Source organism: Spirillospora sp. NPDC048911 (assembly GCF_043198015.1).
Classification (GTDB): domain Bacteria; phylum Actinomycetota; class Actinomycetes; order Streptosporangiales; family Streptosporangiaceae; genus Spirillospora.
Window position 1 is genome coordinate 184,634 of record NZ_JBICUD010000015.1, and the last position, 22,976, is coordinate 207,609.

Here is a 22,976-nt window from a genome sequence, read left to right on the forward strand (position 1 = left end):
CCCGGGGGCGCGGCCCCGCACCGGGGCGAAGCCGCATGGAGCAGGAGCACGGAATAGGTAAGAATTACTGACTGGTTAGTAGTAAAAGTTGTGACAGGTGCCACATTGGCCTTGTCGGTCACTGCCGTTCCGCATGGATGCCGCGTGGGGGGAACACCAATCGCGACCGGTAGGTTGCACAACCGGAGGTGGTGTCCGTGTCGCGTCGTATCGAGCGGGTCGCGACGATCAGCGTGCACACCTCGCCCCTTGACCAGCCGGGCACCGGCGACGCGGGCGGGATGAACGTCTACATCGTCGAGGTGGCCAGACGCCTGGCCGCCCGGGGCATCGAAGTCGACATCTTCACCCGCGCCACGTGCCGGGCGCTTCCGCCGATCGTCGAACTGGCCCCCGGAGTGCTGGTGCGCAACGTCGTCGCCGGGCCCTTCGAAGAGCTCGACAAGACCGAACTGCCCGCCGAGCTGTGCGGCTTCACCTCCGGGGTGCTGCGCGCCGAGGCGTCCTACGACCCCGGCCACTATGACCTTCTGCACACCCACTACTGGCTCTCCGGCCAGGCCGGCTGGGCCGCCAAGCGACGCTGGGGCGTGCCGCTCGTCCACTCGATGCACACCATGGCCAAGGTCAAGAACGCCGCGCTGGCCGTGGACGACACCCCCGAGCCGCAGGCGCGCGTGCTGGGCGAGGAGCAGGTCGTCGAGTCCGCCGACCAGCTCGTCGCCAACACCGCCAAAGAGGCCCGCGAGCTGATCGAGCTGTACGGCGCCGACCCCGAGCGCGTCGCCACCGTCAACCCCGGTGTCGATCTCTCCCGCTTCCGGCCCGAGTCGGCGCTGCTCTCGCGCAGTACCGGGCTGCTGCCCCACCGCACCGGGCCCGCCCGGCGCCGCCTCGGCCTGCCGCGCGACGCGTACGTGCTGCTCTTCGTGGGCCGCATCCAGCCCCTCAAGGCGCCGGACGTGCTGCTGCGCGCGGCGGCCCGGATGCTGGAGGACGAGCCGTCGCTGCGTTCCAAGCTCGTCGTGGCCGTCGTCGGCGGCCCCAGCGGCAGCGGGCGTTCACGTCCCGAAGGACTGCAGCGGCTGGCCGCCGAGCTGGGCATCTCCGACGTCGTCCGGTTCGAGCCGCCGTGCCCGCAGGAGGAGCTCGCCGACTGGTACCGCGCGGCCGACGTCACCGTCGTCCCCTCCCACAACGAGTCGTTCGGGCTCGTCGCCGTCGAGTCGCAGGCCTGCGGCACCCCGGTGGTCGCCGCCGCCGTCGGCGGGCTGTGCACCGCGGTCAAGGACGGCGAGTCCGGCATGCTGATCAGTGGGCACGAACCGGCCGACTACGCCCGCGTCCTGCGGCGCCTGCACGCCCAGCCGGGCCTGCACGCCCGCCTCGCGCGCGGCGCGGTACGACACGCGCAGTCCTTCGGCTGGGACACCACCGTCGACCGGCTCCTCGAGGTGTATACAGGCGCCTTGACCATGTTCCCCGCCGGCCGCCACCGCCTCGCGCCGGAGCCGGTGCTGTCCGCCGTCCCCTCCACCGAGGTGTCCGCATGACCGAGACGTCCGTATGACCGAGGTGTCCGCATGACCACGACCGATCCCGTCGCCGTGATCGATGAGACCCTGCGGGCGGCCGAGCTGGAGTACGAGGTGCCGCGGCCCGGCGCCTTCTTCGTCAAGCTCCCCGGCCAGCACAAGCTCGCCACCATGACCTGGCTGATCGTCGGCGACCACAGCCTGCACGTCGAGGCGTTCTTCTGCCGCCGGCCGGACGAGAACCACGCCGACTTCTACCGCTTCCTGCTGGAGAAGAACGGCCGGATGTACGGGATGAGCTTCGCCCTCGACGACGTCGGCGACGTGCACATCGTGGGCAAGCTCCCGCTGAGCTCGATCGGCCCTGAAGAGATCGACCGCGTCCTGGGGTGCGTCCTCACGTACTCCGACGAGAACTTCGACAAGGCCCTCGAACGCGGCTTCAAGACGTCCATCCAGCGGGAGTGGGACTGGCGGGTCAAGCGCGGCGAGAGCCTGGCCAACCTGCAGGCGTTCGCCTCGTTCGCCGACCCCGACCGCCGCTGACGGCGCGTTCACGCACCCCCTATAAGCTCTGGTGCCATGGCGACCCTGGTATTGCTGCGGCATGGCGAAAGTGTGTGGAACGCGGAGGGCTTGTTCACCGGCTGGGTGGACGTCGACCTGTCCGCCAAGGGGGAGGGTGAGGCCACCAAGGGCGGCGACCTCCTTCTCGACAACGACCTCACCCCCGATGTGGTCCACACCTCGCTGCTGAAGCGCGCGATCCGTACCGCCAACATCGCGCTGGACGTCGCCGACCTGCTGTGGATTCCGGTACGCCGCTCCTGGCGGCTCAACGAGCGGCACTACGGCGCGCTCCAGGGCAAGAACAAGGCGCAGACGCGCGAGGAGTTCGGCGAGGACCAGTTCAAGATCTGGCGCCGCTCGTACGACACCCCGCCGCCGCCGATCAAGGACAACGACCCGCTGTCCCAGGTCAACGACCTGCGGTACGCGGGCCTGCCCTCTGAGCTGATCCCGCGCACCGAGTGCCTCGCCGACGTCGTCGACCGGCTTCTCCCGTACTGGTACGACGCGATCGTGCCCGACCTCGCCGCCGGCAAGACCGTCATGGTCGCCGCGCACGGCAACTCCCTGCGCGCCATGGTCAAGCACCTGGACGACGTCTCGGACGACGAGATCACCGAGCTCAACATCCCCACCGGAATCCCGCTGGTGTACGAGCTGGACGACGACTTCGCCCCGCTCAAGCGCGGCGGCGAGTACCTCGACCCGGTGGCCGCCAAGGCCGCCATCGAGGCCGTCAAGAACCAGGGCGCCGGGGGAGGCGCCAAGGCCCCCGCCCCGCCCGCGCCGCCGGTCCCGCCCGCGCCGCCCGCCCCCTCCGGCGGCCGCAGGGGCAAGCGGAAGAAGTAGACCCGGTAGCTCTCGGGAACCACGAGGGGCGCCTTCCCTGGAGAGGGAAGGCGCCCCTTTTGTGATGTGGGCCCGCGTGCGCCGTGCGGTGTGGGCCGCTTGCGGTGTGCGCCGAACTGAGCCGGGCCCGGTGTGGCTGACGGTCAGGAGGGTTGGGTGCCGTTCAGGAGCGGGATTCGGGGGAGTCGATGATCTCTTGCGGGCGCTGGCCGGTGACCATGTAGACCACGTCCTCGGCGACGTGCACCGCGTGGTCGGCGAAGCGCTCGAAATAGCGGCCCGCGAGGGTGATGTCGACGGCGGGCTCGACCCCGTACTTCCACTTCGGGGACAGCAGGATGTCGAAGAGCTTGCGGTGCAGCCGGTCCATGCGGTCGTCGTCGGCGTCCAGCTCCAGGCCCATCTCGACGTCCTGGGACGCGATGACGCTGCCCGTCTTGGCGATCATCCGTTCGGCGATCTGGCCCATCTCCAGCACGGTGGCCTGCAGCACCGGCGGGACCGCCGTCTCGGGGTGCCGCCGCCGGGCCGTCTTGGCGATGTGCACGGCCAGGTCGCCCATGCGCTCCAGGTCACCGCTCATCCGCAGCGCGGTGATCAGGGTCCGCAGGTCGCCCGCCACCGGCTGCTGGCGCGCCATCAGGTCGAAGACCGTCTCCTCGATCTCCGTGTCGATCTTGTTGACGTGCTCGTCCCCGCTGATGACCTCCTCGGAGAGCCGCAGGTCGGCGTCCAGGAGGGCGGTCACCGCGCGGGCCATGGCCGACCTGACCAGCCGGGTCATCTCCACCAGCTTGTCGGAGAGGGAGTCGAGTTCCTCGTGATAGGCGTCGCGCAATTGAACATCCTTGGGGCGTCTGTGGTCGGTGGCCGGCTCCGGGCCTGTGCCGCCGGGCGTACTCGTCCACGCCACAGCCTGCCTGACCTGGCTGAACGGACCCACATGACGAGGTGAACTTTGGGCTAACGACACCGTGTCGAGTGGCCCCATGGTGCAGGAACGGCCTGAATGGCACTTACGATCCGAAGTGTGGAGGTCGAGATAATCGCAGGCCTGACGGGGCTTGCCGGGCTCGCGATCGGGCTCGCTACGGGATTGGCGGTGCGCGTGAGCGAGCGAGCCCAGCAGGTCACGGCCCCGGCCGCGCCCCAGAGTGGGCTGCCGCCGGGCGTCGCGTCGGTGCTGAGCGTTCTACGGTCCTCGGCCGTCGTGGTCGACGGCGAGGATCGGGTCCTGCGCGCCAGTTCGGCGGCGCGCGCCTTCGGGCTGGTCAGCGGCGATCGGCTGGTGGTCGACGAGCTGCTGGCGATGGCACGGCTGGCGCGCCGGGACGGTGAGATCCGCGAGACGGAGGTCCAGGTGGCCCCGTCCAAGGGCCACAACCGGGCCGAGGGCCGGTGGTTCGCGGTCAGGGTGGCGCCGCTCGGCTCCCACGGGCAGGTGCTCGTGCTCGCCGAGGACCTCACCGAGATGCGCCGCGTCGAGGCCATCCGCCGCGACTTCGTCGCCAACGTCAGCCACGAGCTCAAGACTCCCGTCGGCGCGCTGTCGTTGCTGGCCGAGACCGTGGAGAGCGCCGCCGACGACCCCGAGGCCGTCCGCCGCTTCGCCGGCCGCATGCAGCACGAGTCCGTCCGGCTGACCAATCTCGTCCAGGACCTCATGACGCTGTCGCGGATCCAGGGCGACGAGCCGCTGCCCGAGCTGCACCCGGTCGCGCTCGACGAGGTGATCGTCGAGGCGCTGGACCGGTGCCAGATCAAGGCGGGCGCCAAGAGCATCGAGCTGACCAGCGGCGGCCAGGACGGCCTGAAGGTGCGCGGCGACGACGAGCTCCTGACCACCGCGATCCGCAACCTGATCGACAACGCCGTCGCCTACAGCCCGGACCACACCCGCGTGGTGGTCGCCGTCCGGCAGTGCGACGAGCAGCACGTCGAGATCAACGTGACCGACCAGGGCATCGGCATTCCCGACGGCGACCTGGAACGGATCTTCGAGCGCTTCTACCGGGTCGATCCGGCCCGGTCCCGGCAGACCGGCGGCACCGGCCTCGGCCTGGCCATCGTCAAGCACGTCACGACCAAGCACGGCGGCGAGGTCGTGGTCTGGAGCAAGGAGGGCTCCGGCTCGACCTTCACCATCCGGTTGCCGCTGCTCAACCCGTCCCCCCGCGAGCCGGCCGAGCCGACCGGGGAGGCCGCCCCGCACACCAGGCACACCGGCGGCGACGCCTCGATCGTTTACCCGACCCCACCGACCCCCTGAACGGGCCGCGCCAGACGGCCGGCCCGATGGCACCGAATTGGAAAACCGCCCGGGAGGCAACACCGTGACCCGTGTGCTCGTCGTCGAGGACGAAGAGTCGTTCAGCGACGCACTTTCGTACAACCTGCGCAAGGAGGGCTTCGAGGTCGCCGTGGCGGCGACGGGCCCCGACGCGCTGGACATCTTCGACCGCAACGGTGCCGATCTCGTGCTGCTCGACCTGATGCTGCCCGGCCTGCCCGGCACCGAGGTGTGCCGCGAGCTCCGCGCCAAGTCGAACGTCCCCGTGATCATGCTGACCGCCAAGGACAGCGAGGTCGACAAGGTCGTGGGCCTCGAACTGGGCGCCGACGACTACGTGACCAAGCCGTTCTCCACGCGTGAGCTGATCGCCCGCATGCGCGCCGTCCTGCGCCGGCAGGGCGAGGTCGAGGAACTGGCCCCCGCCACTCTGGAGGCCGGGCCGGTGCGCATGGACGTCGAACGCCATGTGGTCAGCGTGAACGGCGAGGGCGTGCAGCTGCCCCTCAAGGAGTTCGAGCTCCTGGAGGTCCTGCTCCGCAACGCCGGCCGCGTGCTCACCCGCATGCAGCTGATCGACCGCGTCTGGGGCGCGGACTATGTCGGCGACACCAAGACCTTGGACGTCCACATCAAGCGCCTCCGTGCCAAGATCGAGACCGCCCCCTCCACCCCCCGCTACATCGTCACGGTCCGCGGCCTCGGCTACAAGTTCGAGCCGTAAACCCCTCCGCACCGACCACAACGGCCCGCCTCCGAATGAGGCGGGCCGTTGTGGTCGTGCTAGGTCGTTTTCGCGGCCGTGCCAGGCCGGGTTTGGGAGCGGGTCAGCCGTGACCCGCAGGGCTCTCGCTGGCGGTCGGCGCGGGCGAGCCGGACGGGGCGGTCGTCTCGTGGCCGCCGCCCTGCGTGGGCGTGCCGTGCTCCGTGCCGGCGCTCGGCGAGGTCGCCGGGGTGCCGGCCGAACCGGGCACCGGAACGCCGGTGGAGATCGGGGCGTAGGTGGCGAACTCGCCCTGCTGCGGGATCACCGGCATCGAGATGTCGACGGAACCGGCGCGCTCGAACTGAAGCTTGACGCGGATGGTCTCGCCGCCGCGCACCTCGCGGGTGAGGCCCGACAGGACGACCAGGGGGGCCTTTCCGCTCGGCGAGGTGGCCGCGCCCGTGGCCGGGGCGGACGGCGTGCCCGCGGCGGGGGCGGACGGCGTCGCGGAGGACGCCTGGCTGGGGCTGCTGGAGGCTCCCGGGCCACCGGTGGCGCCGGGCGCGCCGGAGGGCGACTGGCTGCCGGCCGGGCTCGGTGAGCCGCTGGTCTCGCCGCTGGCCGAGGTCGTCGGCTTGGTGTCGCCGGAGGGCTTGCCGCTCGGCTTGCCGGACGGTTTGGCGCTCGGGGACGCGGAGCCGGTGGCGGAGGCCTGGCCGAAGAGCGACACGGCGGAGCCGATGCCGTCGGGGCGCGCGGCCGGCAGCGTCACGGCACCGGCGTCGATCTTCGCCTGACCGAAGTCGGGGGCGGTGACGCTGACCAGCCGGTCCTGCTCCTTGACCTGGTTGATCAGGATCCCGTAGAGGGGCAGCGAGCTGCCCTGGGGAAGCGTCTTGTCGGGCTCGGGGCCCAGCAGGAACATGTTGCGGATGTCGATCTTGGCTGCCCCGCCGCCCTGCGGCACCGAGGCGTTGACGGCCTCGGTCAGCTGGGTGGGCGCGGCGGTCTGAGGGGTGTCGCCGGCGCCGCAGCCGGAAATCACCGGCGCGATGGCGACGGCGCCCGCGATGGCGAACGCGACCACTCGGCGGCTGTTACGGATCACGGCGTCGATCTCCTCGCGAAAGGGTTCAGTCGAAGGAAAGGGAAAGGGCGGCGCGTAGCGCCAGAGGAAGCCTAGCGAGGGTGACCCGGGGATCCGGCTTCGGGGGTGGTCTTGGTATGCGTGGCGCCGGATCTCAGGAACGGCCGGCGGTGGCGGGGGCGGTGACCGTGGCGGGGTCGGTGGCGGGGTCGGTGGCGGGGGCGGTGGGAGCGGGCCACTGGAGCCGTCTCACCTTCTCGGTCAGCTCGTTTCCCGGCCGCGGGTCGTTCACGATGTCGCTCACCAGCCCGTCGGGCCCCACCAGGACGGCGGTCGGCTTGCCGCCGGGCTGCGCGTACGTCCCGGCCATGTGGCTCTGGTCGTCCTCGATGAGGGTGACCGGCCCGCCGTGGGCGGCGCCTTGCAGGGCGCGCAGCTTCTTGAGGGAGCTCTCGCGCGAGGCGGAATCGCCCCTGCGGTCGAACATGAGCCAGAAGTTGAGCCTGTACTCCTTGGTCTTGGCGGAGAGCTCGTCCACCAGGTCCGCGCAGCGGCACGCAGGCGGCACGATCGCGAAGACGCCGGGGCGCAGCTCCTGGAGCCGCTGACGCCTGCGCTGGGCGGTCACGATGGCGACCTCGGCGTCGGGCAGGGTGCCGCCGATCCGGCCGACGGGCGCGGTGGGATGAGGAGTGATCATCGACGTGGTGGGGCGGGGCGCCGGACGCGGGCCGAAGGCCGTCATGAGGGCCCCGCTCAGGAGGGCGATCAGCAGGGCGCCGGCGATGATCGGGACGGCGACGCCGAAGCGGGTGAAGGGGCGGAACAGCCGGCGGGCGCGCTCGCGGCGGCGGCGCTGGCGTGCCTCGCGGCGATAGGCGACGACGTCGCGTTCGAGCTCTCGTGCGTCATCCGGCACCACCACGTCGACACGTGGCAGGCCGTAGTCGTCTGGCTCGGGGTCGCCGTCTGGCCTCACACCGCACCTCACCGTGTTGAGTTCTGCCGAGCCCCTGTCGGTCACCCTTTCGCGCGCCCTTTTCGCCCCTTACGGGCGCTTCGTACCCGGGGAGCCCGGCATGTGCACCTCCCAGTATGGGCCGCTTCACGCATACTGGGAGGGGGATGTTCGGAGGCGTTCCGAGTGCCGCCGGGTGCCGTCGCGCGGGCCCGCCCGGGGCCTCGTTCCCCACGCGTTTTTGGGACGGAACATGGGCGGTATGCACCGTTCAGGGGCTTTGTCAAGACCCCAATTAGGGGGTTGACCTGCGGATTTGTCGTTAAGGCCGGTGCAGGCATCGTCGGGTCCGTGCTACCCTGGTTGTAGCGGAAGGGGTACTTGTCACATGACTTTCCAGGTCGGCGACACCGTCGTCTACCCCCACCATGGGGCTGCTCGGATCGAGGCCATCGAGACTCGCACCATCAAGGGTGAGGAAAGGACCTATCTGGTCCTGAAGGTCGACAAGGGCGACCTGACAGTTCAGGTTCCGGTCGAAAACGTCGAGGACGTGGGCGTCCGTGACGTCGTCGGCCAGGAAGGCCTGGAAAAGGTGTTCGAGGTGCTTCGCGCACCCTACACCGAAGAGCCGACCAACTGGTCGCGTCGCTACAAGGCCAATCTCGAGAAGCTGGCCTCCGGCGACGTCAACAAGGTGGCCGAGGTCGTTCGTGACCTCTGGCGGCGCGACAAGGAGCGCGGCCTGTCGGCCGGCGAGAAGCGCATGCTCGCCAAGGCGAGGCAGATCCTTGTCAGCGAGCTCGCATTGGCCGAGAAGACCAACGAGGACAAGGCCGAGGCCCTCCTCGACGAGGTCCTCGCGACCTGAGCGTGAGCACACAGCTTCCACGGGTGGGCGTCGGTACCGACGTCCACCCGTTCGCTTCTGCCGACGCCGAGCCGCGCCCCCTCTGGGTGGCCGGTCTCCAATGGCCCGGCCAAGGCCTCGACGGCCACTCGGACGGCGACGTGGCGGCCCACGCCGCCTGCGACGCCCTCCTGTCGGCCACCGGCCTCGGCGATCTCGGCGCCGTCTTCGGCACGGCCGACCCGCGCTGGGCCGGCGCCTCGGGCGTCACCCTCCTGCGCGAGGTGGCCCGCCGCGTCCACGAGGCCGGCTTCGCCATCGGCAACGTCGCCGTCCAAGTGATCGGCAACCGCCCCCGCATCGGCAAGCGCCGGGCCGAGGCCGAAAAGACCCTCAGTGAGGCCCTGGACGGCGTCCCGGTCTCCATCTCCGGCACCACCACCGACGGCCTGGGCCTCACCGGCCGAGGCGAAGGCCTGGCCGCCATAGCCACCGCCATAGTCTTCCCCCGCCCCTAAGCCCCGCTGCGGGCTGGGGTTATGGGACGGCGGGGTAGATGGTTCCGGTGACCTGGCCGAGGCTGATCCGGGAGTCGGAGGCGCCGGGAGCGGTGGCGCGGAGGGTGACGGTGTCGCCGTCTTCCAGGTAGAGCCGCTTGGTGCCGTCGGGCAGCTCGATGTGGTCGTCGCCGTTCCAGGTCAGCTCCAGGAGGCAGCCGCGCTGGTCGCGTTCGGGGCCGGAGACCGTTCCGGAGGCGAAGAGGTCGCCGGTGCGCAGGGGCGCGCCGTTCACGGTCGCGTGCGCCAGTTGCTGGGGCGAGCTCCAGTACATCGTGGCGAACGGCGGCCGGGAGATCACCTGGTCGTTGATCAGGATTTCGAGGGCGAGGTCAAGGCCCCACGGCTCGTCCGCCTGGAGATAGGGGAGCGGCGCCGGGTCCTGAGCGGGCTGGGCCACCCGTGCGGCGTCCAGGGCGGCGAGCGGCGTGACCCAATGCGAGATGGACGTCGCGAACGATTTTCCGAGGAACGGGCCCAGCGGCTGCGACTCCCAGAACTGGATGTCCCGCGCGCTCCAGTCGTTCACCAGGACGAAGCCGAAGATGTGATCGGCGAAAGCGGCCGTCGGAACGCGGGTGCCCGGCGTCGACGGGATGCCCACGACGAAGCCCACCTCGGCCTCGAAGTCGAGCTTGAGGCAGGGGCCGTACGTGGGCTCCTGGTCGGGGGCGACACGGCGCTGGCCGCAGGGGCGGACGATGGGCATGCCCGACGGGAAGACCGTGCCGGAACGGCCGTGATAGGCGACCGGGAGGTGCTTCCAGTTGGGCGGCAGCGGGTCGCCGGCCGGCCGGAACATCTTCCCCGCGTTGGTCGCGTGGTCCAGGGACGAGTAGAAGTCGACGTAGTCGGCCACCTCGATCGGCCGCAGCAGCTCGACGCCCTCGACCGGGATCAGGTGCGGCGCGACGGCGTCGCGGTGGGCCTCGTCGGTGAGGAGCTCGGTGAGGCGGGCCCGGCTGGCCTCCCAGACGGCGCGTCCCGCGACCATGAAGCCGTTGAGCGAGCCGGAGGCGAACCAGTGCCGGTCGTCGATCAGCCCCGCGGCGGACAGGGCCGCCAGGTCCAGCACGTATTCCCCGATGGCCACGCCCACCCGGGGTAGTTCGCCGCGCCTGGAGAAGACTCCGTACGGCAGATGATCGACGCCGAAGCCGCTGTCCGCACTGACCTCAACCCACGAAACCGTCGTCATGGGGTCCTATGTTCCCCATATCGCCCGATTGGACCAGTCCTAGCCCGGTCAGATCCGCGCGCGGCGTCAGTCGGCGGGCGGGGTCGGTGAGCTGCGGAACGTGCTCGACGGCGGATGCCAATCCCAGATGCGCGCGTCGTCATCCTCGTCGTCGTCATCTGACGAGGCGGCTCGAGCGGTGTCGGATTCGGGGAGTGGGATCGGGGCGGGCTCGGGGATGGAAGGCGGCTCGGCAGGCCCGGTGGGCTCGGCAGAAGAGCGGCCGGACCAGGGCTTACGGCGGCGGGGCTTGCGGTCCGGGGCGGACGGCGTCTCGTCGGCGTCCCTCGCGTCGGCGTCCCCCGCGTCGGCGTCCCCCGCGTCGGGGTCTTCGGCACGGTCGACGACGGGGACCTCGGTCTCGTCCTCGGCGGTGTCGAGCGCGGCGGGCATGACGATGTCGGGACGGGTCGTCCTCGCCAGTGCGCCGCGGCCGGGCTGCTCGGGCGGCCGCGTCCGCACGAGCTCGACGTCCGTGGGGAGGAGGGGCGGCGGTGTGGGCGCGGGTGCGGGAGTGGCCGTGGGCGCGGGAAGACTCGGGATCGGTATCGGAGCGGTGTCCTCGGGCTCGTCGTCTTCGTAGGCGTCGGGCCGCGTGACGGGCTCGGGTTCGGCTTCCGGGGCGCGCTCGGGGGCGTGGGGCCGGTACGACGGCTCGGGCTCGCGTCCGGGCCCAGGCCCGAATCCCCGCTCGGGCTCGTGTTCGGGATCAAGCCTGGACGCCCGTTCGGGCTCGCGTTCGGGGTCAGGTACGGACGTCCGCTCGGGCTCGCGTTCGGGCTCTGTTTCCTGAGCGAGTTCGGGGAACGGGATCAGGTCTGGGCTGGAGTGAGGCGTCTTGGGGGCGGGCTCGTCCTCCGTGTGCGCGATGGGTTCCGTGCGTTCGATGTGGTCTGTGTGTTCGCGGCGTTCGGCGCGCTTGGTTCGTTTCGTACGTGAGGCGGGCGTCGTCGAGCGGACCTGCTTGAACATCGTCAGCCACAGCCATACGGCGATGATGAGCATGGCGTGCGGGGCTATGGCGATCCCTACCTTGACCGGCTCGTCCGGCAGAGATTCGTAACCCCGGAGTGAGCGTTGTACGCCGATCGCGGCGGCACCGCTGAGCAGGACGAGCAGGAGCATCCACCGAATGCTCCGGGACCACCACCTGGCCTGCCGCGTGACGACCAGAGACAAGATCGTCATCACCACGAGCGCGTCCGCCATCACCGGATAGACGGGCGCCCACCGCTTGCCGGCACGGCCCGCTATGGCGAACTCCCGCAGCACGTCGTACGTCAGGACGAACGCGCCGCCCAGGAGCACGGCGACGACGAGGCCCGCGAACACGGTGAGAAGCCGGCGCTGCGCGGTGGTGTAACGATCGGAGGGCATCTTCTCAACTCGTCTCGGGGGAGAACGGAGGGCGTGCCAACGGCCCGTACGGGGGTCTTCGTGGTCGTGGTCAGAGGGGGCTTTCACCGGGAGATTAACCAGCCCGGGGGACGGTTACTCCTATCTTCACCTTGATCATCCCGGAGCGCGTGCGACACGCGGAGGGGCGACCGGTATGGGCGAAGGAACGAGTCCCGCGGGGTGGAAGAAGGCCGCAGGGCGTGTTGGGGTGGGATGGAGACCGTGACCGGATCAGGTGATTTTTTCTCTCGTTAGTGGGGTAGTCGCTTATTTATGTCCTTCCCGCGGGACGTCCTCGAGGAGGCGGAGGCACGGCGGCTCGGCGACCCGGTTCGCGCCTTCGACGCCCGTGCCGGTCGTCGGCGTGCCCTGGCCTGGATGGCTCTGCTCGGCCTGGCCGGAGTGTGGCTCGTACCGGCGGCAGTGGTTTATCTCGCCGACGGGGAGTTGTGGCTGGGCGTCCCAGCGGCCGTCCTGGCGTTGGCGTACTTGGGTGTGGTGGCTTGGATCCTGTGGCGGGCGGTGTCGCGCGGGGCCCTGCGTAGTGATCGGCTGATGGGCGTCCATCTCTTCTCGTACGGGCTGGTGGTGGCCGGCGCCCGGAGGAAGGGTGACGGGGGCGGCGGCGCGTACGTCGCGTATCGCTGGGACGATCTCGCGGCCGTCACCACGTCCGGTGTACAGCGGGTCGCCCACGGGCCGACCCGATGGCAGTTCACCGTCACCGTGGCGGACGGCCGCCAGATCATCTTGGGAGACGAGCTGCCAGGCGTACGTGAGCTGGGCGAGGCCATTGTCGCGGAGGTCACCGCGCGCGTCGTTCCGCGGGCTCTCGGCATGGTTCAGGCAGGCGACACCGTGCGGCTCGGGCCGTTCGCCGTGAGTTCTGAGGGGATCGAGAAGGAGGGCGAACGCGTCGCCTGGCCAGCCGTACGTGAAGTGGGCATCGACAACGGAATGGTGTTCGTCCGTACGCTCGACGACCTCGGCCAACTGGCGTCCGTGGCGGCCCTCACGCCCAACGCCGTCGCGTTCGTCGAGCTCTGCCACCACCTCCAGGCCCTCCAGGCGGCGGCCGACGAGGTCGGCGATACCAGCGATGTCGGTGCCGGCGGTGTCGGGGCCTCCGGGAGCCCACCGGAACACAGGGACGAGAAGCGGGTCCCGCCGACACGGCGCTGATCACCCTCGTGCGAAGATCGGAGCGGACGCGACGCCGTCCCACCGTCCGACCGATCGACCGGGGAGAGGCCATGGCATTGGACGAGAAGGCCCGCGCGCTCTTCGACGCGACCAACTTCGTCACGCTCGCGACGATCAATCCGGACGGGGCGCCGCAGGCGAGCGTCGTCTGGGCCAAGGCCGACGGGGACGACATCCTCGTCTCGACCGCCAAGGGCCGGCGCAAGCACACCAACATCCTGCGCGACCCGCGGGTGAACCTGGTCACGTTCGACCTGGCCGACCCGTACGTGTACGCCGAGGTCAGGGGCACCGCGACCCTCCAGGACGACCCGGACGGCACGCTCATCGAGGAGTTGTCGCAGCGCTACACCGGTCAGTCGTGGCAAGAGCACGGCCCGGTCGAGCGCGTGATCATCCGCGTGACCCCGAATCACGTCCACACCCGCTGAACACAGGGTTCTCTAGGTCAACACGGCCACGCGCGCGGGTGGGAATCCAATAACCTGAGCGGGTGAGCTTGCGCCTTTACGACACCAGCACCCGTACCGTCCGCACGTTCGAGCCCTTGAAAGAGGGCCGCGTGGGGATGTACGTGTGCGGTGCCACTCCGCAGGCCGCCCCGCACATCGGCCATCTCCGTTCGGGCGTCATCTACGACGTGCTGCTGCGCTGGCTGCGCCGTTCGGGGTACGAGGTGACGTTCGCCCGCAACGTCACCGACATCGACGACAAGATCCTCGCCGTCGCCGCCGAGGCGGGCGTGCCGTGGTTCGCGGTGGCCGAGGGCAACCAGCGCGTCTTCAACGACGGCTACGACCTGCTCGGCTGCCTGCCGCCCACCATCGAGCCGCGGGCGACCGGCCACGTGCCCGAGATGATCGTGCTGATGCGCCGCCTGATCGAGCAGGGCCACGCGTACGCCTCGGGCGGCGACGTCTACTTCGACGTGAGTTCCTGGGCCGACCGCTACGGCGCGCTGTCGAACCAGAAGATCGAGAACATGCGCTCCGCCGCGGACACCACGACCGAGGACTGCAAGCGCGACCCCCGTGACTTCGCGCTCTGGAAGGGCGCCAAGCCGGGCGAGCCGTCCTGGGAGACGCCGTGGGGCGAGGGGCGTCCCGGCTGGCACCTGGAGTGCTCGGCGATGGCGACGAAGTACCTCGGCGCCACGTTCGACATCCACGGCGGCGGCGTCGACCTGATCTTCCCGCACCACGAGAACGAGATCGCGCAGTCCCAGGCCGCCGGTGACGGGTTCGCCCGCTACTGGCTGCACAACGGGCTGCTCACGGTCAACGGCGAGAAGATGAGCAAGTCGGTCGGCAACGTCGTCCTCCTCCCGGACCTCCTGGGCAAGGCACGGCCGGCCGAGATCCGCTACTACCTCACCGCTGCGCACTACCGGTCGCTGATGGACTACACCGACGCGGCCCTCGGCGAGGCGGTCTCCGCGTACCAGCGGATCGAGGGCTTCGCCATCCGCGCCGCCGAGGTAGTGGGCCAGGTGGCTCCCGCCACCGACCTGCCCGAGGCGTTCACGGCCGCCCTGAACGACGACCTCGGCGTCCCGCAGGCCCTGGCGGTGGTCCACGAGACCGTTCGCGAGGGCAACAACGCGCTGGCAGCCGGAGACGAAGCCGCAACTCGCGGCCACTTGGCGAGCGTCCGGGCGATGACGGACGTCCTGGGCCTGGACCCGCTGGCACCTCAGTGGTCCAAGGAAAGCGAAGACGACCTGCGCCCCGTCGTGGACGCCCTGGTCAAAGTGGCCTTGGAACAGCGCCAAGCCGCCCGTGCCCGCAAGGACTACTCCGCTGCCGACGCCATCCGCGACGGCCTGACCGAGGCGGGCATCGTGGTGGAAGACACCCCCCACGGCCCCCGCTGGGAGCTGAAGCGCCACTGAGCACTTCAGCTCCCAGCACCACGTAAAATTGGCTGTTTGCAGATCTAAGCCGCCTCCGGGCGAGCAACCCAAGGGGCGTAACGAACCATGGCAAAGCGCAAGGGAAAGGGGCCGACCCCCAAAGCCGAGGACCGGCACTGGCACGGCAAGCGCCAGAAGGCACGGGCGGTCAAGAACGCCAAGCGCACCGGCACCACGACCACCGGCCCCGGTGGCCGCGGCAAGCCCACCGAGACCCGCCCCACCCGTCCCCGCCGAGCCGACGGTGACAGCCCCGAACTGGTCACCGGCCGCAACCCGGTGGTGGAGGCCCTCCGCGCGGGCGTCCCCGGCACCGCCCTCTACGTGATGTCGGGCACCGACGAACGCATCCGCGAGTCGATCCAACTGGCCGCCGACCGCCGCATCCCCCTCCTGGAGACCGGCAAGAACGAGCTGGACCGCCTCACCGACAACGCGGTCCACCAGGGCATCGCACTCCAGGTACGCCCCTACCGCTACGCCCACCCCGACGACCTCCTCAAGGGCACCGCGCCCCTGATCGTCGCCCTCGACGGCATCACCGACCCGCGCAACCTCGGAGCCATCGTCCGCTCCGCCGCCGCGTTCGGCGCCACCGGCCTGGTCATCCCCGAACGCCGGGCCGCCGGCGTGACCGCGGGCGCCTGGAAGACCTCCGCGGGCACCCTGGCCTCCATCCCCGTGGCCCAGGCGACGAACCTCACCCGCCAGCTGAAGGCATACCAGCAGGCGGGCTGCTTCGTGGCGGGCCTGGACGCCCAAGGCAGCACCCCGGTCGCCGACCTGGAAGTGGCCTCCGGCCCGTTCGTCCTGGTAGTGGGCTCGGAGGGCAAGGGCCTGGGCCGCCTGGTGGCCGACACCTGCGACATGCTGGTGACGATCCCGATGCCGGGCAAGACCGAGTCCCTCAACGCCGGAGTGGCCGCGGGCATCGCCCTCTACGAGATCTCCCGCCTCCGCTCCTGATACCCAGAAGCGCCCGACCCGCAGCTTCGACTACGATGCGGGACGAGCAAGCCGGCGTAGCTCAATTGGCAGAGCATCTGTCTTGTAAACAGAAGGTTAGGGGTTCAAGTCCCCTCGCCGGCTCCAACGATCAAGCCGTGACCTGGGCGTTCTCCCCTTCCGGGAGAGCGCCCGTGCTGTTTTCCGGGCCGCGTGTGCCAGAGGTGTGCCCGAGCGTCCCGGTGTGGTTCTGTCTCTGTTGGTGTTCGGCGGTGCTGGTTGATGACGTCGGCTGCCGCGGTGATGGCTTCGGCGGCCAGTTCGGGCAGGACGCTGGTGTAGGTGTCGGAGGTGATGGCGCGGTCGGAGTGTCCGAGGATCTCCTGGACGATTTTGATGTCGATGCCGGCGGCGAGCATGACGGTGGCGGCGCCGTGGCGCAGGTCATGGAGCCGGATCGGGGGAGCGCAGCCTGGTCGGTGAGGGTTTTGAAGTGTTCGGAGACCGACTGGGGATGCACCGGCTCACCGTTGGGCTTGGTGAAGACCAGTCCGTGGTCGCACCAGGCCCCCGGCCCGGCCAGGTCCTCCAGGGCCTGACGTTCGGCCTGTATCGAAGCCCGCCGCTAAGGCGCACTATGCCGAGACCGGCCACCCGCTCGCCGCCGATATGGAGCCGGGATCACGCTGGAGATGGTGCTACTCCCACCAGCGCCTGGTCTGACCACGCGGCGGAGCCCCACAGAGCAAGGCGTTGCGAGCGACGCAAACGAGCATGGGCGCAGTGGTGACACGCCAATGGCCTGCATCACGGACGGGTAATTGAATCCACCGTGATGCAGGCCGGTCTAAATTGAGGTGCAGACAATGACTTGCTGCTTGGTTGGGACTGGTTCTACCGGATTAGTTCTTGTCGCGGATGACGTCGTAGTCGCCGAACTTCACCGGGCCATCACAAAGCTTGGCCATCCTCGCGCTGAAACGCTCGGTCTCCGCCAACTTGCTGTTGCGCTGGGCGTCCTCCCAAGAGGGGAAATCAATGATCGCTACGTAGTGGTTCGGCCTGGTGTGGTCCCTTGCCACAACCTCGTGCCGCACCGTGCTCTTGTCGGAAGCCTCAGTTCGCCACTCACTCATGAGTGACTCAATTTCGCTGACCTGCTCGGTGTCAAACTCCAGGATCTGAACGAAGCCCATGTGGGCCTCCTTTTCTTGTTGGTTACATTTCTTATTAAATACTCTCGCCATGCATATAGCAAGGAAATATGAGAACGATCGGATAATTCTCCTGTGGGCGTAAAGGGGATAAATTCAAGGCAGGATATACCGGACGCCCGATGATCCTCCTCGTGGCCGGTCATCGGCCGCGGTGATGACTCCCTTCGGGGATCGCCTGTTTCCCCGTCGGCGCGAACGAGGTCTTCTTGAGGGTGAACGAGTACGACACGTCGGCGCACGCGTCCCGCGGGATGAGCCGGCCGGCCCCCCCGCGTCGACCGGTCCGGAAGACCGGTCCCTGACAGACACCGATTCACTGCTCTAGGAGTTCGGTCATGGGCATCATCGCCGGGATCATCGCCAAAATGCTGGTCCCCGGCAGGGACCCCAAGGACTGATCATCACCCTGATCGGCATCGCTGGAGCACTGCTGGGCGGCTTCGTCGCCACCAAGGTGTTCAACGTCGACGGCACCGGCTCGCGCCCGCGCTTCTACAAGGGAGATGGGTCATGCCGATAGCGGGCGGTCTCGCCCTCCTGGTCGTCGGAGCGATCCTCACCTTCGCCCTGACCAGCCAGGCCGTCCACGGTCTCGACTTGTCGGTGGTGGGCTCATCCTGATGCTGGCCGGCCTCGCAGCACTCCTGCTGACGCGCACCAAGCCACACCCCAGCCAGCCGGTCGTCCGCACCCGCCAGGACGCCATCGACGATGGGGACTTGGTGGAACTCCCCGCCACCGACCTTGCCCTCCAACGCCAATGCCGAGCCCAGGACCGTCGCAGGCTCTGGGTAGGGCGGGGACGACGCTAGATCGAGGCGACACCCACCGACCCCCGCTCCGTCAGGGCGGTGCGTGGACCTGTGCGGTCCTGCCCTCACAGAGGGTCAATAGGTACGTGGCGCATTCGGTCACGCGGGCTGATGACCGCCGCCGAAGACGATGGCATGGTTTGTCGCCCACTGCCGGAACGTGCGGGGTGGGGTTCGGGTGAGCTGTTCCACTGTGGAGGTGACCGGTTCCGGGTTCGTCACCATGGCGGCGTGGGCTGTGAGGATGCCGCCAACGGCCTCGACATCGTCGGGCAGGTCGGCCGATCGGGGATTTCGAGTCATCGCGCGAACAGGTTGGGATACAACATTGCCGCCGACATTGCCGGTAGCCCCGGTGACAAGGATCACGACGAGCTCCTCGCTTTGGCGATTGTTGGTCCTGACAGCACGGCAAACGGCAGCCTGCCGATCACAGGCAGTCAACGTGAGCCCTCACCGGCCGGAAGCAGGCAGCTCGCGCAAGATCCATCAGGCCAGCTGATAAGCCACCTCCAACGCGGTGATCGATTGTCGTGATGACCCCTGCTGGGCTCGCCTGTTCCCCGGGTTGTACGAGGTGGATTTGGCTCAGGGGTGAACGCACACCGGTCATGAGCCTCATCGCCCTGGATCGCTCAACCTCTTCCATCTGGGTCACCGCCATCGCGGGCGGCGGTTCCGCGCCGAGCCGTCCAGCACCGAGAGGGCCCGATGAAATCGACGCGGTCACCGAGCACGAACCGGTTGCTGGCCGTCTTGCTGGTCGGACCGTTCATGGCCCAGGTCGACGCCACGATCGCCAACGTCGCGACGCCGTCGATCCATACCGACCTCGGCGCCTCGGGCACTGCGTTGCAACTGGTCATCGAGGGCTACCTGATCGCGTTCGCCGGGCTGCTCATCACCGGTGCCCGGCTCCGGCCAGACCTACGGCTACCGACGCGTCCTCCTGCTCGGGACCGGCGTGTTCGGCCTGGCATCACTGCTGTGCGGCCTGGTTCCCAACCCGATCGTGCTGGCCCTCGCTCGCGTCCTGCGGGGCCTGGGCGCAGCGCTGATGTTCCCAGACACTCACCGGCATCCAGCTGAACTTTGTCGGTGACCAGCGCAAGTGCACCATCGGCCTGTACGCCGTCGCGCTGTCGCCGGTGACGTCGCGGGGCAGATCTCAGCACCACCACCATGCAGATCGGCGGAGCGATCAGCATGGCCGCGTTCGGCGCCCTCGACCTCAGCCTCGCCTCACCCGCAGGCGCCGAACACCACCCACGCGTTCGCGGTCACCACGGCCGCATTCGGCGCCGCCACGCTCCTGGCCACCGCTCTCGCCAACCGGGCAACCAGACGGCCACCACCGCCGGCACAAAGCTCGAACACGGCGGAGCCCACGATCGTGATGGAGAGTCCGGAAGTTCGCGGGTGAGGCCGGTGATGACTCCTGGGCACCGGTGATCGGCCCAGGAGATTGACTCTTCCTCCATCGGCTGTTTCCCAGCCGGTACAGGAGAACTTGGCTGAAGGCGAACGAGGACGACAGCTCCGCGCGTGCTCCTTCGCCGACCTCAGCGTCGCTCGTTGTCGCTCGAACAGCTCCAACTCGAAGGAAGAGCCATGGGTTTCTTGGACAAGTTCCGAAACAAGACCCAACGCACAAGGGGCCGCGGCAACGAACGCATGGGACGGCAGACCCGCAACCGATCCCTTGAAGGCAAGGGCAAGGCCGGCCGATACAAGGGTGGCGCCAAGCAGGTCGGCCAGCAGGCCAAAGACGCCGCGAGGGAAGTCCGCAAGACCTTCAGACGGTGACCGTCGCATGGTGGAGGTCATCTCATCACGACGCGGTCGGCCGAAGGTCATGCTCCGTCGCCGCCGAGACCACGGCCATCGGCACGACAGGTGGACGTCAGATGAGCGCGTCGTCGGAGACGGTCAGCCAGCCGAGCCGTTCGGACATGGCCCGTGCGCAGTCGACGATCGCGCGTACGTGGTCGGATCTCTCCTCGGCGCGCCACAGGATCGACCACGGGTAGGCGGATGCCGGTTCGGTGAGGGGCCGCCAGGTGGTCCCGGGAAGCGCGGCGATGCAGGATGACGGCACGCAGTACAGGCAGTGGCCCTGAACGACGAGGTCCGCGGCGGCGCGGATGCTCTCCACCGTTCCGGGGTGGACGGTGGGGGTGAACCCCGCGGTCCGGCACATCTCGATCGTGAACTGGTTGAACTCGGGCGCTTGGGCCTCTTCGGCGAGCAGCAGCGGTTCGCGTGCGAGGTCGGCGACGGGCACGGCGGCCATGGCGGCGAACCGGTGTCCGCTGGGGACCAGGACTCCCAGCGGGTCCCGGCGGAACAGGAAAGAGGTCACCTGTGGTGGGGCGGCCGCCGCACGGCCGATGCCGACGTCGAGGCGGCCGTCGGTGAGCTGCTGGTATTGCTCGGGGACGCTGGCCTCGACCTGGTGGATGGTCAGACGGGGGTGGCGGGCCTGGACCTCGTGCAGGATCTGCGGCATCGAGTCGTAGCTGGAGTCGATGATGCCGACTCGCAGGGTGGGAGAGGCGCCGGTCGCGCTGCGGGCTACCACGGTGGCGCGCTCCACCTGCGCGAGGATCTTTCGTGCCTCGATGAGGAACCGCGCGCCCGCCGCGGTCAGCGCGACATGGTGGGTGCTGCGTTCCATGAGGGTGACGCCCAGTTCCCGCTCCAGTCGCTGGATCTGCTGACTGAGCGCCGATTGCACGATGTGCTCGCGCGCGGCGGCCCGCCCGAAGTGCAACTCCTCGGACAAGCTCACGAAGTAGCGAAGCTGGCGTAGCTCCATACCGGTCACCCCAAGGCCGAGAACCGCCACCACCGATCATGGCGCCGGAGGTCGCCGAGGTCCCGGGCGATTGATCCACCGCAACCATGCCGGAAGCAAGGGACTTCATCCACATTCTATGGCAGCTGGCGTCCCATCCTGCGGACAGAGCCCAGGCGCGGTTGCGCGGACCATGCCCCTTGGGGCCTGACTGCCGGCTATTCGGTGTCGTCGGCCGGGGGCGGCTGCTGTTGGGTGGGTGCGCGATGGAGGAAGTCGACGTCGATTCGTTCGAAGCCTTTGTGGCGTTCGGTCTCGGCGTAGGAGGTGTAGGCGCGCTTGTCGGCGGGGGTGAGGTCGACCCTGTCGGTGAAGGGCGTGAGGAGACTGCGCGGCCACAGGTGCTGGAGGCGGACGGAGTTGATCTCGGCGCACGTCACGAAGGTGAGCGCGGCGAGGTAGATCCAGGCGAGCAGGCCGAGGACGACGCCGAACAGCCCATAGGTGGCGGTGGCGCCGCGGAGCGTGTGTCCCGCCAGGACGGCGCCCGCCCATTGCAGCGTCTGCCATACCAGGGCGCCGGTGACGGCTGCGGCGCCGACCTGGCGGGTGGTGAGGGGGCGGGCGGTCAGGATCCGGAAGGCGATGGCGAACAGGGCGACGTTGAGCCCGACGGCGATGACGATCGCCGTCACGCGCAGTCCGTTTCCGTACGGGCCGTCGATGGCGGTCACCGCGGACAGAGCCGTGGTGGCGATGATTCCGGCGCCGAAGGCCGAGAGGAGCGCGAGACTGCGGAGTCTGGCTCTGATCGGGTTGGGGCGGGAGTTGCGTGGTACGCCCCACACCTTGTTGAGCGCGTTCTGGGCGGCTTGAACGACGCCCAGGCCGCCGTAGAGGCCTCCGATGAGGCCGATGACGAGGCCGGGAAGGCTGCCGTGCAGGGAGTGGATGTTGGCGCCGATCTGGTCACCGATGACGGGGAACTGGGCTAGGGCAGAGTCCAGCACCTGCTGTTGCAGGGTGGGATTGTCCTGCAGGGCGAAGCCGAGGACCGTGACGAGTAGGAGCAGCAGAGGGAACAGGGATACGAAGCCGTAATAGGTGATCAGCGCGGTGAGGTAGCCGGCCTGGTCGTCGACGAATTTGTAGATCACGGCGAGCGGCAGACCGGCCCAGCGATGCCGTTGCTGGAAGCCGTCCATACGACCGATCACGTTCATGGAGCAGGCCTGCTCGTTCGTGGTGCGGTGGCCGTGCGCGGCCTCGCTCCGCTCACCGGATCCACCCACCAGCCGCCGATCGGTGTCCTTGCGTCGGCTGGCCCCGACGGGTCGTCTGGACGGCTCACCAGGGCTGCCCGCCTCTGCCGGACGGTCCGGGCCTGGGGAGTGGCGCTCGTGGTCATCCGTGCCCTCCCTCCGTCTAGCGTGGCCGTGAGTGCTCGGCCCGGACGGCGAGATCTGGGCAGTGGACCTCTGCTGTCTCATGCTCCCAGCCGACTCTTATCCGCCCAGTTGGGAAAGGAGCGATCTCATGAGCGGTCATCATCACAACAGATCAGCGATGTCGCCTCTCGGTGGTGGTCCGACGGCAGTGTTTCTTGCAGTCCGCGCGAACCGACGACGTCCCCCGGTCCGCTGACGCCCGCATGCCCGCTGGATGTGGCCGGACTGATCGGGCTTCGGGCAGCGCAATCTCCTTACCATTAACCAACCCCATGCGGCCGAGCGGGTTGATGGCCATTCGGAGAATGCCTCATCTCTCTCACTGATTATCAAACACAGAGAGTGGACGATCAAGAATCGTATGGAAAACAGCCTTAGCGTGCGTTTCGAGTCATTCATCGCGGGCAATCTGGAGGTATGGTCTTTTACTTGATTTTAGTCTCCATCCTCGCTGTCGTGATCATTGTGAGTGCAGTGCTGATCATGCGGAACGTGCGACAAAGCAAAGTACTGCGCTTGCAATTCGGATCGGAATACGGCCGCGCCGTAGAGAACCATGGAACCCGACGTAAAGCAGAGCGAGAACTGCATCGCCGGCAGAACCG

At 68.9% G+C, this 22,976-nt stretch carries 22 protein-coding genes, 1 tRNA gene and 1 pseudogene; 14 read left to right on the forward strand and 10 right to left on the reverse strand.

Annotated elements, in window-relative coordinates:
• Positions 1–197 precede the first annotated feature (197 nt).
• Genes mshA through ACGFNU_RS46880 form a run of 3 tightly spaced genes read left to right on the forward strand, consistent with a single transcriptional unit; the run spans position 198 to position 2,954 of the window.
• Positions 198–1,553 carry a D-inositol-3-phosphate glycosyltransferase gene (gene mshA, locus ACGFNU_RS46870; RefSeq protein ID WP_392603210.1) on the forward strand — a complete coding sequence of 452 codons (1,356 nt, stop codon included), beginning with the start codon at positions 198–200 and terminating at the stop codon, positions 1,551–1,553.
• 30 nt (positions 1,554–1,583) lie between these two features.
• Positions 1,584–2,081, forward strand: a complete 498-nt coding sequence (locus ACGFNU_RS46875; protein ID WP_392603211.1) for a YbjN domain-containing protein — start codon at positions 1,584–1,586, stop codon at positions 2,079–2,081.
• A 36-nt stretch (positions 2,082–2,117) separates the two neighbouring features.
• Positions 2,118–2,954, forward strand: a complete 837-nt coding sequence (locus tag ACGFNU_RS46880; RefSeq protein ID WP_392603212.1) for a phosphoglyceromutase — start codon at positions 2,118–2,120, stop codon at positions 2,952–2,954.
• Positions 2,955–3,117: 163 nt separating this feature from the next.
• Here the strand turns inward: ACGFNU_RS46880 and phoU are convergent, their stop codons facing one another.
• Positions 3,118–3,792 carry a phosphate signaling complex protein PhoU gene (phoU, locus tag ACGFNU_RS46885; protein ID WP_392603213.1) on the reverse strand — a complete coding sequence of 225 codons (675 nt, stop codon included), beginning with the start codon at positions 3,790–3,792 and terminating at the stop codon, positions 3,118–3,120.
• Between the two features lie 192 nt (positions 3,793–3,984).
• On the opposite strand from phoU, the gene ACGFNU_RS46890 reads away from it, so the two are divergent.
• Together ACGFNU_RS46890 and ACGFNU_RS46895 are read left to right on the forward strand one after the other, a co-directional pair.
• The gene (locus tag ACGFNU_RS46890; RefSeq protein WP_392603214.1) at positions 3,985–5,223 is read left to right on the forward strand and encodes a sensor histidine kinase; all 1,239 of its coding nucleotides are present in this window, start codon (positions 3,985–3,987) and stop codon (positions 5,221–5,223) included.
• A gap of 64 nt (positions 5,224–5,287) precedes the next feature.
• Positions 5,288–5,968: a response regulator gene (locus tag ACGFNU_RS46895; protein WP_392603215.1), complete on the forward strand. Its 681-nt coding sequence runs from the start codon at positions 5,288–5,290 to the stop codon at positions 5,966–5,968.
• Positions 5,969–6,071: 103 nt separating this feature from the next.
• Here the strand turns inward: ACGFNU_RS46895 and ACGFNU_RS46900 are convergent, their stop codons facing one another.
• Both ACGFNU_RS46900 and ACGFNU_RS46905 read right to left on the reverse strand, forming a co-directional pair.
• Entirely contained in the window at positions 6,072–7,058 is a 987-nt protein-coding gene (locus tag ACGFNU_RS46900; protein ID WP_392603216.1) for a hypothetical protein, read from the reverse strand.
• A 133-nt stretch (positions 7,059–7,191) separates the two neighbouring features.
• Positions 7,192–8,016 (reverse strand): hypothetical protein, encoded by an 825-nt coding sequence (locus ACGFNU_RS46905; RefSeq protein ID WP_392603217.1) that lies wholly within the window; start codon positions 8,014–8,016, stop codon positions 7,192–7,194.
• A gap of 367 nt (positions 8,017–8,383) precedes the next feature.
• Here ACGFNU_RS46905 and ACGFNU_RS46910 point away from each other — a divergent pair, with 367 nt between their 5' ends.
• Both ACGFNU_RS46910 and ispF read left to right on the forward strand, forming a co-directional pair.
• Positions 8,384–8,866, forward strand: a complete 483-nt coding sequence (locus ACGFNU_RS46910; protein WP_151561586.1) for a CarD family transcriptional regulator — start codon at positions 8,384–8,386, stop codon at positions 8,864–8,866.
• Positions 8,867–8,889: 23 nt separating this feature from the next.
• Complete coding sequence (ispF, locus tag ACGFNU_RS46915; protein ID WP_392603218.1) at positions 8,890–9,363, forward strand: 2-C-methyl-D-erythritol 2,4-cyclodiphosphate synthase; 474 nt, start codon at positions 8,890–8,892, stop codon at positions 9,361–9,363.
• A gap of 19 nt (positions 9,364–9,382) precedes the next feature.
• Here the strand turns inward: ispF and fahA are convergent, their stop codons facing one another.
• Positions 9,383–10,600 carry a fumarylacetoacetase gene (fahA, locus tag ACGFNU_RS46920; protein ID WP_392603219.1) on the reverse strand — a complete coding sequence of 406 codons (1,218 nt, stop codon included), beginning with the start codon at positions 10,598–10,600 and terminating at the stop codon, positions 9,383–9,385.
• 66 nt (positions 10,601–10,666) lie between these two features.
• Entirely contained in the window at positions 10,667–12,016 is a 1,350-nt protein-coding gene (locus ACGFNU_RS46925; protein ID WP_392603220.1) for a DUF2637 domain-containing protein, read from the reverse strand.
• Positions 12,017–12,310: 294 nt separating this feature from the next.
• Between ACGFNU_RS46925 and ACGFNU_RS46930 the strand changes: the two genes are divergently transcribed.
• From ACGFNU_RS46930 to ACGFNU_RS46950, 5 genes are all read left to right on the forward strand, one after another.
• A complete protein-coding gene (locus tag ACGFNU_RS46930; protein WP_392603221.1) occupies positions 12,311–13,219 on the forward strand; it encodes a DUF6585 family protein in 909 nt (302 codons plus the stop codon).
• Between the two features lie 71 nt (positions 13,220–13,290).
• Positions 13,291–13,671 (forward strand): PPOX class F420-dependent oxidoreductase, encoded by a 381-nt coding sequence (locus ACGFNU_RS46935; RefSeq protein ID WP_392603222.1) that lies wholly within the window; start codon positions 13,291–13,293, stop codon positions 13,669–13,671.
• 62 nt (positions 13,672–13,733) lie between these two features.
• Complete coding sequence (gene cysS, locus ACGFNU_RS46940) at positions 13,734–15,131, forward strand: cysteine--tRNA ligase (protein ID WP_392603223.1); 1,398 nt, start codon at positions 13,734–13,736, stop codon at positions 15,129–15,131.
• An 87-nt stretch (positions 15,132–15,218) separates the two neighbouring features.
• Positions 15,219–16,118: a 23S rRNA (guanosine(2251)-2'-O)-methyltransferase RlmB gene (gene rlmB / locus ACGFNU_RS46945; protein WP_392603224.1), complete on the forward strand. Its 900-nt coding sequence runs from the start codon at positions 15,219–15,221 to the stop codon at positions 16,116–16,118.
• A gap of 50 nt (positions 16,119–16,168) precedes the next feature.
• Positions 16,169–16,244, forward strand: a tRNA-Thr gene (locus tag ACGFNU_RS46950).
• Here ACGFNU_RS46950 and ACGFNU_RS46955 read toward each other — a convergent pair.
• Positions 16,223–16,555: a tyrosine-type recombinase/integrase gene (locus ACGFNU_RS46955; protein WP_392603313.1), complete on the reverse strand. Its 333-nt coding sequence runs from the start codon at positions 16,553–16,555 to the stop codon at positions 16,223–16,225. The genes ACGFNU_RS46950 and ACGFNU_RS46955 overlap by 22 nt on opposite strands.
• Positions 16,556–16,730: 175 nt before the next feature.
• Here ACGFNU_RS46955 and ACGFNU_RS46960 point away from each other — a divergent pair.
• A pseudogene (locus ACGFNU_RS46960) lies at positions 16,731–16,820 on the forward strand (hypothetical protein); the annotation flags it as partial.
• 179 nt (positions 16,821–16,999) lie between these two features.
• Here ACGFNU_RS46960 and ACGFNU_RS46965 read toward each other — a convergent pair.
• Entirely contained in the window at positions 17,000–17,293 is a 294-nt protein-coding gene (locus ACGFNU_RS46965) for a hypothetical protein (protein ID WP_392603225.1), read from the reverse strand.
• Between the two features lie 932 nt (positions 17,294–18,225).
• Positions 18,226–18,495: a hypothetical protein gene (locus ACGFNU_RS46970; RefSeq protein WP_392603226.1), complete on the reverse strand. Its 270-nt coding sequence runs from the start codon at positions 18,493–18,495 to the stop codon at positions 18,226–18,228.
• 1,242 nt (positions 18,496–19,737) lie between these two features.
• On the opposite strand from ACGFNU_RS46970, the gene ACGFNU_RS46975 reads away from it, so the two are divergent.
• Positions 19,738–19,932, forward strand: a complete 195-nt coding sequence (locus ACGFNU_RS46975; RefSeq protein WP_392603227.1) for a CsbD family protein — start codon at positions 19,738–19,740, stop codon at positions 19,930–19,932.
• 97 nt (positions 19,933–20,029) lie between these two features.
• Here ACGFNU_RS46975 and ACGFNU_RS46980 read toward each other — a convergent pair whose 3' ends face one another.
• Positions 20,030–20,944, reverse strand: coding sequence for a LysR family transcriptional regulator (locus tag ACGFNU_RS46980; protein WP_392603228.1), 915 nt, complete (start codon positions 20,942–20,944; stop codon positions 20,030–20,032).
• 197 nt (positions 20,945–21,141) lie between these two features.
• Complete coding sequence (locus tag ACGFNU_RS46985; RefSeq protein WP_392603229.1) at positions 21,142–22,215, reverse strand: YihY/virulence factor BrkB family protein; 1,074 nt, start codon at positions 22,213–22,215, stop codon at positions 21,142–21,144.
• Positions 22,216–22,976 lie beyond the last annotated feature (761 nt).

What these genes read in the sequence shown, in the direction of transcription:
- ACGFNU_RS46935 (WP_392603222.1), top strand. Translation starts at nt 13,291, where the DNA reads ATGGCATTGGACGAGAAGGCCCGCGCGCTCTTCGACGCGACCAACTTC.
- ACGFNU_RS46910 (WP_151561586.1), top strand. Translation starts at nt 8,384, where the DNA reads ATGACTTTCCAGGTCGGCGACACCGTCGTCTACCCCCACCATGGGGCT.
- ACGFNU_RS46965 (WP_392603225.1), bottom strand. Translation starts at nt 17,293, where the DNA reads ATGGGCTTCGTTCAGATCCTGGAGTTTGACACCGAGCAGGTCAGCGAA.
- rlmB (WP_392603224.1), top strand. Translation starts at nt 15,219, where the DNA reads ATGGCAAAGCGCAAGGGAAAGGGGCCGACCCCCAAAGCCGAGGACCGG.
- ACGFNU_RS46980 (WP_392603228.1), bottom strand. Translation starts at nt 20,944, where the DNA reads ATGGAGCTACGCCAGCTTCGCTACTTCGTGAGCTTGTCCGAGGAGTTG.
- ACGFNU_RS46930 (WP_392603221.1), top strand. Translation starts at nt 12,311, where the DNA reads ATGTCCTTCCCGCGGGACGTCCTCGAGGAGGCGGAGGCACGGCGGCTC.
- ACGFNU_RS46880 (WP_392603212.1), top strand. Translation starts at nt 2,118, where the DNA reads ATGGCGACCCTGGTATTGCTGCGGCATGGCGAAAGTGTGTGGAACGCG.
- ACGFNU_RS46925 (WP_392603220.1), bottom strand. Translation starts at nt 12,016, where the DNA reads ATGCCCTCCGATCGTTACACCACCGCGCAGCGCCGGCTTCTCACCGTG.
- ACGFNU_RS46875 (WP_392603211.1), top strand. Translation starts at nt 1,584, where the DNA reads ATGACCACGACCGATCCCGTCGCCGTGATCGATGAGACCCTGCGGGCG.
- fahA (WP_392603219.1), bottom strand. Translation starts at nt 10,600, where the DNA reads ATGACGACGGTTTCGTGGGTTGAGGTCAGTGCGGACAGCGGCTTCGGC.
- ACGFNU_RS46975 (WP_392603227.1), top strand. Translation starts at nt 19,738, where the DNA reads ATGGGTTTCTTGGACAAGTTCCGAAACAAGACCCAACGCACAAGGGGC.